Source organism: Pedobacter sp. NO84 (assembly GCF_059703915.1).
Window position 1 is genome coordinate 1,731,084 of sequence record NZ_AP046575.1, and the last position, 14,269, is coordinate 1,745,352.

Sequence of the window (14,269 nt, forward strand, 5' to 3'; positions counted from 1 at the left end):
AGTTCATTTTTACTAAATTTTACCGATAAGATTGAGCATTATGTATACGCATCCAATCTATTGACCATCAACTATGGACTATCGACTAAAGACCATGAATCTATTTATTCTTCAGCAAATCCCTAATCTCTGTTAAAAGCAATTCTTCTTTGGTTGGTGCTGGAGGAATAGCTGCAGTTTTAGTTTCTTCATGCCGTTTTAAAGAATTAATTCCTTTAACTAATAAGAAAACGACCAATGCTAGCAAAAAAAAGTTTAAAGCTACCGTTAGAAAATTTCCATAAGCAAAAATAGCTGTGTCCGGAATTTGCCTTGCTTTCTCTAATGCTGTACCCTCGGAAACACTCCCTTTTAAAACGATATATAAGTTACTGAAATCAGGTTGTCCTATAACTGATGAAACAATTGGCATCACTAAATCTTTTACTATACTTTCGATAATCTTACCAAATGCCCCTCCAATAATCACCCCAACCGCTAAGTCCATTACATTGCCTTTTACGGCGAACTCCTTAAATTCTTTAACAAATCCCATAATGCTCCTTTCTCTTAAATATTATCAATTCATTTTAAGTTTAAAAGTAGCAAACTTCGTAGTGAAAACAATTAAAATCATTTAAAAAGGGAACGTTCTAAAGGCAAAATGAGCTTTTTTCCTTTAATATAAAAGCAAATGCTTATTTTTGGCACCCGTACGTCATCCTTTACTATGTTAAAACAGCATCTTCAACAAAAGCTACTTCAGAAGTTATCACCCCAACAGATTCAGTTTATCAAGCTGTTACAGGTGCCTACTGTTGCTTTGGATACGCGTATCAAAGAAGAACTAGAAGAGAATCCCGCACTTGAAGATCCAAGTTTAATGACAGCAGAGGAGCCTAAAAGCGAATATGACGACTTAAACGAAGATCGCGAAGATTATGACTCCGATTCGAAGGAAGATACGAATACGGATGAATTTAATGTTGAGGATTACCTTCAGGACGACAATACTAACGATTACAGTACATCCTATAACAATAGTGACGATGATGAGGAAAAGAAGGAAACGCCAATTGCTATAGAAAGCACTTTTTTTGAGAGCCTCCAGGAGCAGTTGGATCTGGTTCCCCTTTCGGATGCTGATTTCATTATTGGAAAGCAGATTATTGGCAGTTTGGATGATGATGGCTACCTACGTAGACCAATTACTTCGATGATTGATGATCTGGCTTTTTCGCAAAATGTAATGGTTGAGGAAGAAGATGTACTGGAAATGCTAAAGGTGATCCAAAGCTTTGAACCTCCAGGCATCGCAGCCAGAGACCTGCAAGAATGCTTGTCGCTACAGTTAAGAAGAAAAGATATCACTAATCCGATTATAAAAAAGGCAATCGCTATTGTAGAGCAACACCTGGATGAATTTACAAGAAAGCATTACGACAAGCTGGAGAAATCTGTTGGCTTAACAAGTGAAGAATTAAAAGAGGTAGTGGCCGAAATTTTACGACTAAATCCAAAACCTGGAGATTCGAACCAAGTAACCACCAAACAGCTCCAAATTATCCCCGATTTTCATATCAGCAATAACGATGGCATCTTAATATTAACCCTTAATTCTAAAAATGCACCAGAATTAAGAGTAAGCCGCTCTTATATGGATATGTTTGATCATTATGATAAAGCATCCCAAAAAGATAAGAAACTAAAGGAAGCGGTTCAGTTTGTGAAACAAAAGCTCGACTCGGCCAAATGGTTTATCGACGCGATTAAGCAAAGACAGCAAACCTTGTTAAAAACAATGAATGCGATCATGCATTATCAGTACGAATATTTTTTAACGGCCGATGAACGCAAAATGCGCCCAATGATCTTAAAAGATATTGCAGATAAGATCGGAATGGATATTTCTACGGTTTCGAGGGTGGCCAACTCTAAATATGTTCAAACCGAGTTTGGTACCTTTTTGCTCAAATCTTTTTTTTCTGAAGCGATCCAAACCGAAAACGGTGAAGAAGTGTCGAACAAGGAGGTTAAAAAGATATTGGAAGACTGCATCGGCAATGAAGATAAACGCCGGCCATTAGCTGATGAAAAATTAACCGAGATCTTAAAAGAAAGAGGGTATAACATTGCCCGAAGAACGGTAGCTAAATATCGCGAGCAAATGAACATTCCGGTAGCGCGGTTGAGAAAAGAACTTTAGATTAGTCGTTTCGCTTCGCGGTTGGACTTCTGGACTTCTGGACTTCTCGCCTACGTTTCGCTTCGCGGATGATTACACAGATGAAGAGGATTACACCCTGCCTGCCGGCTGGCAGGGATTTCGATCACTAACTTTAATGGCTCAAGTTTTTCCTGACTCTCGGACTTTTCGCTCCGCGGTTGATTACACCGATGAAGAGGATTACACCGATATATATTATTAATTTACTAGTTAAGGTTGTCTTGGACTTTTGGACTTTTGGACTCTCCGACTCTCGGACTCTCGGACTCCCGACTAACCTTCTACCACATCCGCATCGAGCTCATCACATGGTAAACATTGTTGAGCTGCAGACCGAGCACGATTTCGTGACTACCGTAACTTACTTTATTTAGTTGGGAGGTAGTAAAATCATACGAGTAGGTTAAATTAACCAGTTTACTAATATTTAATCCTGCCATTGCAGAGAACGAATCGTTGTGTCTATAGCTTCCCCCTATCCAAATCCTTTCTTTAAAAGCCAATTTCATATTCACATCAACTGAAAGTGGTGTGGGACTCACGTATTTGACCATCACAGAAGGAATAGCGGAAATGTCTTCGGCAAGAAAGAGTTTATATCCTGTAGTAACAAATAAATGCGGAACTTCTTTCCCTGAACTATAATTTGGATCGCTAGTAAAAGCTAATTTTTGAGGAAGGATCTGTTGAACCGATACTCCGGCAAAGAAACGGGCACCATATAGCCATGCACCCATCCCTAAATCTGGTTTGATCTGACTGGTTATCGTATTGTTCAAGGCCGGATCATTCGGGTCTTCTAAAGTAAGGGCATTGATGTCGAGCCCAATTCTGGTTAACCCCACCGCTGCGCCAACTGATAAATTTAAGGTTCCAGAGAGCTGTAAGTGATAGGCATAGGTTAGGTTAGCATCAAGCCTAGAAATGGGCCCTGCTTTATCCAAAACTACGGTAGCACCCACACCGTGGTGAGCTGGTGACGCCGTGTAGTTCTGCATGTAGTTTTTGCTCATCGGATCGTCATCGGGTTCTGCCATAGAAAGAGGATTTTTCCAAAGGTAATCAGGTCCTAAAGCCCAATGCGCCGAAGCAAAAGACGTCTGCGGAGCATTATCTATACCAGACCATTGCTTCCTGTAACCAGCCTTAAAATCAACATAGTTCTCTATCCCACTCAGTGCTGGATTTAACAAATAATTGTTAAATATATATTGGGTGTACTGAGGCCTTTGCTGACTAAATGTTGGGCTAGCAAAACCTATAATAACTAAAAATAGATATAAACTTCTTTTCAAAATCACCTTATAATTGTTACGTTTCCTGAAATCCTTTTACCACCAGTATTTGGGTTGATAAGATAGTAATAAGTTCCGACAGGTAAACTCTGATTATTAAAATTTCCATCGAAAGGTACGGAATAACCTCTACTATAATAAATTCTTTGACCATTTCTGTTAAAAATTTCTACGGTAACCTTTGGATAAGAATCTAAATACTTCACGTTCCATACATCATTTACCCCATCTCCATTGGGTGTAAAACTATTGGGAACATTTACCTCATTGAGCAAATAGACATAAACCTGATCACTTACAACACATCCATCTTTAGTGGTAACCGTTAATTTATAGCTCATATCGCGATCGGGTTTTACGATCGGATTTAAAATATCATCTCTACTTAACCCAATAGAAGGTGTCCATTTATAGGTTAGCCCGCTTCCCTTTGCTGTAGCTTCCAACTGTCGTTCTCCACCAATTAAAATATATTCGTCTTTACCAGCATAAACCAGGGGTTTAGGGTAAACCGTTACGGTTTGGCTAATACTTTGAGAACATCCGTTCGTGGCATTAAACGTATATGTAATTACCCAGTCACCATTTCCAGCAAGCGCCGGATCAAGCATTCCGGTACTGGTAACCCCTTTTCCTGTAAATACCCCATTACCAGAAAGGTTACCCGTTTCTCGGGCAATAAGCTGCACAGGAAGGTCGTTTTGGCATAAGGGAGATTGGGCATCAAATTCTAAGGAGGGTGAGGCAAGTAAAGTAAAGGGTGGTGCTTGGTAAACTGATGAGCAGGTAGAACCAGAGAAAGCAATCATCATTAGCGTAATGGTCTGATCAACTGTTGATTCTGGAACCTGAAATTGATAGGTAGGGAGTGGTGTTGAGCTAATATCTACTTTAACCCCATTGATATACCAATCTATCCTGGTGATTTTTCCAAAATCAACGGATGCTTTATTAATTACAGTAAAGCTTTTATTGCTACAAAGGCTGTTCTTGTTCTGCACTTCAAAATCCGCAACCGGATCTTTACCATTTACAGTAAACACCTTTTTGGTAACTACTACGCACCCATTTTCATTGGTAACGGTAAGAGTAATGTTGTAATCCCTGGCAATGGTAAATTGGTGTTTCCCATCAACACTGGTTGAGGTATTGATTGCGCCTGGAGCAGGATCATCAAAATACCAGGCATAACTTATTCCGTTGGTTGTTCCATCGGCATTAGTTGAAAGATTTTTAAAGGTTGTTTCTCCGTCTTTAACACACACATCAGGAATTTCAAAATCGCTTATCGGCAAAGCTGTAACCGTAATCTGTTTGGTGTAGGGCAAACTAATGCATCCATTATCACCGTAGGCAACCACACTTACGGTATAGGTACCTTTGGTATCAAACTGGTAACTAAAAGGTGCGGCAGTTGTTTTCTGCAAAGGTATTTTTCCATCGCCCATATCCCATACCCATTTAATGATCTGACCCGCTTCTACACTGGATTTATCAGTAAAAACTATATTTGTTTTAGCGCAGGTAATATCTTGTGATTGGAAGAGCGCCGTTACTTTTGGCTTAATTACAATTGTTTTTTGCAAGGCATCAGAGTAGCAGCCATTCTCTGCTCCCACCATTAACGACACGGTAAAGGTGCCAGATTTTGAATAGGTATGTTTAGGGCTTTGATCTGTTGAAACTGTTCCATCACCAAAATCCCACATCCATTTATTTAGTTGCTTTTGTTGCACGTTTGAGAGGCTCTGATCAGTAAAAGAAAGTTCTGCATCCGTGCAGCCGGTAGAGGCCGAACTAAAAACCGCTTTTGGCAATGGATCAACATCAACGATGAAATTTAGCTCTAGATCTCCACTAAAGCAACTGCCAGCGCTCTGTGCAACGGTGGCTATAGCCGAAAGCTTAAATTGGCCAAGTACGTTAAACGTCATGTTTACCGGCGCCAAATACTTATATAAGGTTTGTCCTGCAACCACTGATTGGGTAGGCGATGGATTGGTATCATCATAGATAATAGCTCCATTTTCTGATTTCCATATCACTCTCGTTAAAAGATAGGGCAAGGTGAGGATAAAATCAGATGGCTGACCCTGGCAGGCTGCGATAGTTTCTTGATTGGATACCTTATTTTTTAGCAAGAGGAACTGATTGGTAGCTAAGTTGGTCCCGGCCGAATAGGCATACGATTCGTGATCTCCAAAACCATAGGCGATGGCATTAAAATTATCGTCGGCCGTTAGGGTCAAGCTTCGATCTGTAACTCTTTCCTGAAGGTAAGAATAGGTAGGATCTGATACTACAGTTTGCCATGTAGAAGCGGGCAATACGCCATTGATCTTAAAGGTATTCCTAAATTTAGTCTTTATAAAAATATTGATGTACTTCTCATTGATAGCTTCGAGGTTTGATGAGAAAACCGTAATGTTCTTAATGCTATATTCGACAGGATTGAGCATCACCATATCTGGATCGCCCAGTAAACCCGAATTTGGCGGAGCTGCGATTTCATCCTGTGAAAAGGTTATCTGAGCCGTAGAAATAGGTTTATCTGCACTGATGAGCGCGAAATCAGCTAATTGCGAAGTTAGATAGATTTCCCCTTTGTTTAAGGTTCCAACGGTATTGTTATCAATTTTTACTGTGGTATTATCTTCGGAGGCAATTATTTTAGCATAGCTATACCGATCTTTAAAAGGAACCAGTCCATATACCCTTCCCCAACTTGCTACAGGATAAAGTTGTTGTGCAAGTGGATCATAAGAACCACTATATATTGCTAGACCAGAATGCCCGGAAAAAACAGCGAATGTTTTACAGGTACTGGTAGGATTATCAATTTCTACTTCGGTTCCGCTCAATGTAAATTGGCCCAAAATTTCATATACATCCCCTGTCCTGGGAAGTACAATCTGTGTTGTAGTGATGTCCGCAGGATTTTTTATATTGATCACCGTATTATCGGCAGTTGCCAACACAACTAAAAAAGGCATTCCGGGCAATGATGCACCATCTCTACTTGTATTTGGAGCTGGGGTTCCGGTTGCATCCATGGCAAAATATTTTTTACCGTGGGCCTCTATCGGTAAAATCAAATAGGCTTCAGATCGTGCCCTCGCATAAATATGTGCATAAGCGGCCACTTTGGGCTGGCCTGCATCTACCACGATGTGGATGCTTCTATTGCTGATAATTTTTCCGGCCTCATTATCATTGATATAAGCAAGGCTTCTTGGAATATCTATTTCTGCTATATTATTGGCTAATACCGTAAACGGAAAAGATTGAGAGCCAACAATTACATTCCCTGAGCTGGTGCTTTTAGAAGAAATAAAAATTGACATTCGCGCAAATAAATTACCACTAGGAACATGTGTAGGAAAGACTGCCCAAAAATCTGTTCCCTCATTAGAAACGTTCTGAGCAATCGTCTTACCTGAGATCAGCATAAAAGACAACAATAAAATATAGAGGATCTTCCGTTGCAATTATTTTATAATGGTTAAGTTTCCGGTTATACTTTTTCTCCCACTATTAGGACTGATAATATAATAATAGGTACCTACAGGGAGTGGCTGGTTCTTATAATTTCCATCAAATGGAACGGCATAACCTTTGCTAAAGTATACTCTTTGTCCGTTTCTATCATAAATTTCTACCGTCCCGTTTGGATAGGTATCCAGATATCTGACATTCCAAACATCATTTATACCATCCCCATTGGGGGTAAAACTATTAGGCGCATTCACGTCCTGTAATACATGTACGTAGATTTGGTCTCTTTGGTTGCAGCCCTGATCAGAAGTTACGGTAAGGGTATACTGGGTATCCTCAAGCGGACTGGCAATTGGATTAAGTACATCATCTCTGCTCAAACCTGTGGCAGGAGTCCACTTAAAGGTTAATCCTGTTCCCGTGGCAGATGCATCGAGCTGTTTTGAGCCACCAGATAAAAGGTAAAAATCTTCTCCGGCATTAACTGTAGGCACCGGATAAACTTCCACTTGCTGAGTTACGGCATTTATACAGCCATTTGATGCTGTAAAGGTATAGGTAATGTCGTGCACACCAACTCTTGCCAAAAAAGGATTAAACAACCCACCAGCGTTTACTCCCTGTCCAGAATACTCTCCTACTCCCGGCAAACCACCAATTTCTTTGGCCACAAACTGAACTGTTCCGGCATTGAGGCACATTGGGCTCAATGGATTAAACTCTACCACAGGTGATGCCTTTAAAATTACATCTTTGATGATAGATGCACTGCATGAACCCGTGATACTTCCTGAAAATGCCACCAGTTTTAATTTGATGGTTTTGGTTGCAGGAGAAGTAAATTGTGGATAGTCGAAAGAATAGACCTTCCCATCGGTCGGGTCTTCATCAAAAGTATATAGCACATTATCGATATACCATTCAACCCTGGTGATGTTTCCAAAATTAACGGTAGAAGTATTGGTTGCCGTAAAGCTTTGATTGCTGCAGACCCCATTTATGTCTGGCTCAATGAATGATGCAATTGGCGTAGAGCCATTTACGGTAAAGTCGTCTTTTGAACTGATCACCGTACATCCATTGGCATTGGTTATTTTTAGCGTTACTTTGTAAATAGCAGCTGCGTTATATTTATGCTTCCCATCCCTTTGGGCAGATTTGTTTAGGGCCCCAGAGGCGGGATCGCCAAAATCCCATTCGTAGATTAAGCCTGCCGTGGTACCATCATAATCGGTTGAAGTGTTAATAAAAATTGCCTGGGCATCAGATAAGCAGACATCCGGAACAGAAAAAACAAGAGTTGGCAAGTTGGTTACATTGGTAGTTGAGGTAGCGGCTAAGCTGATGCAAGCTTTATCGGTTTCAACAGTAAGTGTAGTGGTATAATTGCCAGCAGTTGCGTAGGTATGTTTTGGGTTCTGGGTATGGTCTATTGAACTTCCATCACCAAAATCCCAATTCCATTTGGTAATCGTTCCCCCGATACCAACTGTAGACTTATCTGTAAAAGCTATTTCTGTTGCAATACAGGTATTTTGTTTCCCGGTAAATGCCGCCTTAGGCTTCGGATTAATGGTAATATCCTTAGTAATCACCATTGAGGAGCAGCCCTCTGCCGTATTTACTGTTAATTTGACCGTAAAAGCCCCTGTTTTGGTATAAGTATGCGTTGGATTTTGCGTGTTGTCTATGGCACTCCCATCACCAAAATCCCAGATCCATTTGGAAACGTTTTTTCCGGCAACATTTGTGGTACTTTTATCGGTAAACGAAATTACCTCATCTGAGCAGCCCACTGTTATGGCATCAAAATCCGCTACGGGCAAGGGATCTACCTGTACGGTAAAATTTAATTCTATCTCACTTGTATTTGAACATAAACTTTGAGTAGTTGACAAGGTTGCCAATGCCGAAATGCTTTTTTGCCCAGTAGTAGTAAATGTTTTGTTTACCGGGGCGGCATAGGTATATAAGGTTTCTCCATTTACCACACTTGTAGTGGCTGTTGGAGCATTATCAATGTAATCGAGATCCCCATCTCCCAGCTTCCAAATTATTTTTGTGATTACGTAAGGTAAGGTCACTTTAAAATCAGAAGGCTGATTTACGCAGCTTGAGGCACTCTCTACGTGCGTGGTTTTATTTACCAGTACCAAAAATTGTGAAGACGCTAAATTTGTTCCTGCAGAATAGGAATAGGATTCGGCATTACCATAACCATAGGCGATGGCATTAAATCCATCATTTGCCGCAAGGGTAAAACTCAGTTCACCTAAATTTAATCCTTTTGTTACCAACATCTGGATATAAGAATAGGTAGGATCTGTTGGCATAGTTTGCCACGTACCATTGCTTGGGGCAGCTCCATTAATGGTGAAAGAACCGGTTTGGCTCGTTTTCATGAACACATTGATGTACCTTTCATCTATTGCGTTTTTCCCAGAGGTGAATAAGGTAATTTTATTGATGTTAAACTCTGTTGGATTTAGTAATACCATATCGGGATCACCAGGAAGGTTACCACCAGATACCGCTGAGCAAGTTTGTGTTAATGAATATTGTGCAACGCTAATTAATTTATCTGCCGAAACAAATAAAGCTTGAGAAGATACTGGGGCTTCGTAAAATTGACCTTTGTTTAGCACTACTGGAGTTGAACCCACATTAACCTTGGTATTATCCTCTTGCGCTAATACCCTTAAAATATATCTTCTATCCAGAAAGGGCACTACCCCGTAGGTTTTGCCCCAACTATTTATGGTATACAACTGCTGAAATAATGGATCCCGAGAGGTACCGCACCCGAGAACCATTGAGGTACTGCCCGAATAAGCTGCAAATTTTTTACACTTCGAATCGGTGGTTTCATCTACCTCAACAAAAGTACCTGTTAAGTCTTCGGTTCCATTGGGCACATACTCGTACACATCGCCAATGGCAGCTAAAGTTACAGGAATAGTGACGTTAGTTTTGGTATGGATAAGTAGTTTCGTATTGGCTTCTGTAGCTACCATTAACAGGAAATTCCTTGCCGGAGATCCTCCAACAGCCGAAGGATTGTTAAACACATCCTGGGTATAATTCATCGAATAATATTTCTGTCCAAGCGCTGCCGTAGGTAAAATGAGTGATGCTGCAGAACGTGCACTGGCGTAAACATGCGAATAAACTGCAACATTGGGCATACCCGCGGTAACCTTAACATGGATGGCCCTGTTGGTTAGGGATTTGTTTGCATCTGTATAGGCGATATAAGAATCTATTCTAGGTAAGGTGAAAGTAACCACTGTATTAGCTGGAATGGCTTGCTTTGATGTATAAGATCCGCAGGTTACCGTAACCTCTGAATTTAGTTTCGAAGTTACATTTACGTTCATCTCCGCTAAACCACCCGTATTAGGATCATGCGTTGGAAAGGCAAGCCAAAAATCAGGGCCCTCATTTGAAATGTTTTGTGCCCTTACCGTATTAAAAGATACAAAAAAGAGAAGGAAAAAAAATAGAAAGTAGAGGTTCTTCATTAGGTTTGAGCAACAACTATAGTATAGTATTATACAATAATAACATTAAAATACCTAACTAATCGATATAGCGTTGGTAACAATCGTTAAACAGTGCATTTGTATCGGCATAAACCAATACTAAAAAGGGATGTTGTTGAGTTTTAAGAGAGTAGATTTTGTCTGGCTATAAATTCTAATTGTCTATTGGCCACAAGTAGTTTTTCGGTAAGCTCTTTATTCTCTTTTCGGAGTGTATAAATTTCTATCGCCTTTTCGATATTTATACGCAAATCTTCCTCCATCCAAGGTTTCTGGATGTAACGATATACCTGGCCCTTATTTATGGCATCAATTACAGCATCTATATCGGTATAACCTGTCAAAATCATTCGGATGGGATCTGGATGTGCCTCTAAAATAGAGGCCAAAAATTCTACACCTGTAGTGCGAGGCATACGCTGATCTGTTATAATAATATGAATATCTTCTTTATCTAAAATTTTTCGGCCCTCGTCAGCGGATTCTGCGGTAAAGATCTTATATAACCGTCGATAAGTTGCCGCAAAGGCACTCAAATTATGTGGTTCGTCGTCAACGTATAATATATTTGCGCTCATAGGGTGTTTCAATAAAAAGTTAAAAATACTTTTTTATTATAACTCTTAAAAGACTAATTTAGTTGTTTTAACATTTAATTGTATTTTTATTATTCATAAGTCACTTTTACTCTAAATAATGCAACCGAAAACTGGTTATGCTCCTTATTTATCAAATCTCATTGCGCAAACAAATGCGCACTCTAAAATTTATCAACCGCAATTTTTTAAATTATCAGACGAAATACAAAAAAGTGAATTTGCAGCCCTACTAGCGAGTAGCGAAAATCTCCAGGTATACGATCATATTTATGCTCAGGTAGAAGAACTTGTTAAGTGTGTACACCCAACTATCGTTTTTTTACCGCCAGCAGAACTAGATAAAGCGGTAGAAGCCCAATTTGGTGGTTTGCCATCAGACGAATATGGAGTCTGGGTATATTATCCTTGGGCAGCAAAAGTGGTGCATTTATTGGCCGAGCAAGAATTTGCCTTGGTGCGCACCAATCGAAATAAGCACAAAATTACCGAACAAGAACAACAAACCTTATCCAAAAAGAAAATAGGTGTAATGGGGCTCTCTGTTGGGCAATCGGTGTCATTAACCCTAGCTATGGAAAGAGGGTTTGGCGAACTGCGCATAGCTGATTTTGACGAACTTGATCTGAGTAATATCAATAGAATAAGGACCGGTGTTTACAACCTAAAGATTAGGAAAACGGTTATTGTGGCCAGGGAAATTGCAGAAATAGATCCCTATCTTAAAGTAGTTTGCTTTGATGAAGGTATCACCGAAGCGAACATGGATCTTTTTTTAACCCAAAATGGAAAATTAGATCTGCTAATTGATGAATGTGATAGCTTTGACATTAAAATTAATTCGCGCAATAAAGCAAGAGAGCTAGGTATTCCAGTGTTGATGGAAGGAAGTGACAGAGGAACGATAGACATAGAAAGATTTGATTTAGAACCCCATAGACCAGTGTTACATGGTATGGTAGAGCATTTAGACATGGAAAAGTTTAAGAGCTTAACTACCATGGATGAAAAAATTCCCTACATCACTGCAGTTACGGGTGTAGAAACACTGTCTCCAAGAATGAAAGCTTCTGCTGTAGAAATTATGGCTACTATTTCTACTTGGCCACAACTGGCAAGTGCCGTAACTTTTGGAGGAGGAATAACTGCCGATCTAGCAAGAAAAATTGTATTGGGCAATTTGAGTGTTTCTGGAAGGTTTTTCATCGACATAGACGAACTGATTAGCGACCCTCCTACAACTACCTCAATCCAAGCTGCAAAAACACCAAAGCCTCTTAGCACTGCTGAAATAGAGAAATTTATTGATGATCACCGTTTGGCATTTGATGAAAACCACCGAGGTTACCAGCTTTCACAACAGGTGTTGGATCAATTGATCACAGCCGCGTCAAAAGCGCCATCTGGCGGAAATAATCAACCTTGGCGCTGGCACTACCAGGATGGACTGTTGCATTTGTTCTTAGAACAGAGCGTGGCACAAGCCTATCTAGATCCTCAATATATTTCTTCCTATATTTCATTAGGCGCCGCTATAGAAAACCTGTTACTTGCAGCGGCGGATCTTAAACTTGAAGTTAATTATAGGTTAACCCCTCAATTAACACCGCAACATATCGCCTGGTTTAGTTTCGATAGCGAACATCAGCCAACGGCACAAGAGCAACAATTGGCATCTCAGATCAGCATCAGGCATACCAATCGAAAAATTACACCTAGGCAAGAGCTCGACTTAAACGACCTACCCTATTTAAACAGCCTAGTTGCCCAAGCCAATGGCGCAAAACTGACATGGGTTTCAGATCCGGAGCAAATAAAGGCAGTAGGCATGATCGCTACCCATACTGATCTATTGCGAATGTTTATCCCTGCCGCACACGATGATTTCATCACTAGAGAAATGCGTTGGGATTTAACAGAAGTAAATGAAACAGCTGATGGTATCGGGATCCATACGTTAGATTTGAGCAACAATGATCAAATCGGGATCCGCTTGTTAAAAGACAAACGCATGCTGGGTTTTCTTCAGCAGATAAATGGGGGAAGCGGCTTTAAAAGACTCACCATGATGCAATTTATGGCTTCATCAGCAATAGGTTTGATCAGCATGCCAAAAGGTGAAATCAAATCTTTTATAGAAGGAGGCATGGTATCAGAAAAGTTATGGTTAGGGGCTACCGCGATTGGCCTACAGGTTCATCCCGTTAATGTGCCACTTATCTTTTTCTATAAAAACACAGTTGAAGACAGTTTGATTATTCCTACCGAAAATAAAGCTCAACTAAAGCAACTTGAGAATCAATTTAAGCACATCTTTGCACTAAGTGATGATGACCAGGCTATATTTATGTTCAGGTTATTTAAAGCACCTCCGTCACCAGAAAGAACCATCAGAAAACCAAACGCTAAAATATTGACAGTTGGAAGAAACTAAGCCCCATATAGAAAATTTATATTTCAAAGCTTTTAGGGCAGTTGACGACCGTTCGGCCTGCATGAAATTTATTGAAGGCCATACCCATGTCTTGGAAATTTTTGGAATTACCCAAATTACCTCCGCAAAAATAGATTGGGTGCTTAATCCAGATGTATTTGTTATTCTGGTAACCGCCGAAGAAGGCGGAAGGGCACTCGCCGGAGGCAGAATTCACCAGGCCAATAGAAAAAATCCACTCCCAATAGAAGATGCAGTAGGTTACATGGATGATAGGATCTACAACATGGTTGAAGAAAGAACCGATGCAGGAACCGGCGAACTATGTGGCCTATGGAACTCATGGGACATTGCGGGTTTAGGAATTGGAAGCATGCACCTCAGCACCGCTTGTGTGGCCTACGCAGATCTGATCAATCTGAGTACGTTGTTTGGTCTATGCGCCCCTGCAACCTATCGCAATTCCATTAGAGGGGGATTTAGAGTAATTAATGAGATCGGAATCAACGGAAAATTCTATTACCCCAAAGAAGACTTAACCGCTACTTCTATTTTGGTAGATGATATTAAAAACTTGCCCCTTACACACGAACCCGAACGCAGTATAGCCATGAATATGAGAGCAAATTCCATTACCAAACAGCAGATCGAATCTAAAACAGGAGAATTGATTAATTTGCACTTCGATTTAAGCATATAAC

Annotated in this window: 8 protein-coding genes; 3 read left to right on the forward strand and 5 right to left on the reverse strand. The window is 40.2% G+C overall.

Annotated elements, in window-relative coordinates:
• Positions 1 to 100: 100 nt before the first annotated feature.
• On the reverse strand, positions 101 to 535 hold the full coding sequence (mscL, locus tag AC6H0V_RS07430) for a large conductance mechanosensitive channel protein MscL (protein ID WP_497563090.1): 435 nt from the start codon (positions 533 to 535) through the stop codon (positions 101 to 103).
• 174 nt (positions 536 to 709) lie between these two features.
• Here mscL and rpoN point away from each other — a divergent pair, with 174 nt between their 5' ends.
• The gene (gene rpoN, locus AC6H0V_RS07435) at positions 710 to 2,185 is read left to right on the forward strand and encodes an RNA polymerase factor sigma-54 (protein ID WP_497563367.1); all 1,476 of its coding nucleotides are present in this window, start codon (positions 710 to 712) and stop codon (positions 2,183 to 2,185) included.
• A gap of 302 nt (positions 2,186 to 2,487) precedes the next feature.
• Here the strand turns inward: rpoN and AC6H0V_RS07440 are convergent, their stop codons facing one another.
• The 4 genes from AC6H0V_RS07440 to AC6H0V_RS07455 form a co-directional block, all read right to left on the reverse strand.
• Positions 2,488 to 3,501, reverse strand: a complete 1,014-nt coding sequence (locus tag AC6H0V_RS07440; protein WP_497563091.1) for a PorP/SprF family type IX secretion system membrane protein — start codon at positions 3,499 to 3,501, stop codon at positions 2,488 to 2,490.
• A gap of 2 nt (positions 3,502 to 3,503) precedes the next feature.
• Positions 3,504 to 6,989 (reverse strand): gliding motility-associated C-terminal domain-containing protein, encoded by a 3,486-nt coding sequence (locus tag AC6H0V_RS07445; protein WP_497563092.1) that lies wholly within the window; start codon positions 6,987 to 6,989, stop codon positions 3,504 to 3,506.
• Positions 6,990 to 10,517, reverse strand: coding sequence for a gliding motility-associated C-terminal domain-containing protein (locus AC6H0V_RS07450; RefSeq protein ID WP_497563093.1), 3,528 nt, complete (start codon positions 10,515 to 10,517; stop codon positions 6,990 to 6,992).
• 143 nt (positions 10,518 to 10,660) lie between these two features.
• Positions 10,661 to 11,116: a response regulator gene (locus tag AC6H0V_RS07455; protein WP_497563094.1), complete on the reverse strand. Its 456-nt coding sequence runs from the start codon at positions 11,114 to 11,116 to the stop codon at positions 10,661 to 10,663.
• A gap of 118 nt (positions 11,117 to 11,234) precedes the next feature.
• Here AC6H0V_RS07455 and AC6H0V_RS07460 point away from each other — a divergent pair, with 118 nt between their 5' ends.
• Both AC6H0V_RS07460 and AC6H0V_RS07465 read left to right on the forward strand, forming a co-directional pair.
• A complete protein-coding gene (locus tag AC6H0V_RS07460) occupies positions 11,235 to 13,568 on the forward strand; it encodes an Rv1355c family protein (RefSeq protein ID WP_497563095.1) in 2,334 nt (777 codons plus the stop codon).
• Positions 13,555 to 14,268 (forward strand): hypothetical protein, encoded by a 714-nt coding sequence (locus AC6H0V_RS07465; RefSeq protein ID WP_497563096.1) that lies wholly within the window; start codon positions 13,555 to 13,557, stop codon positions 14,266 to 14,268. The genes AC6H0V_RS07460 and AC6H0V_RS07465 overlap by 14 nt, the downstream gene beginning before the upstream one ends.
• Position 14,269: the final 1 nt, after the last annotated feature.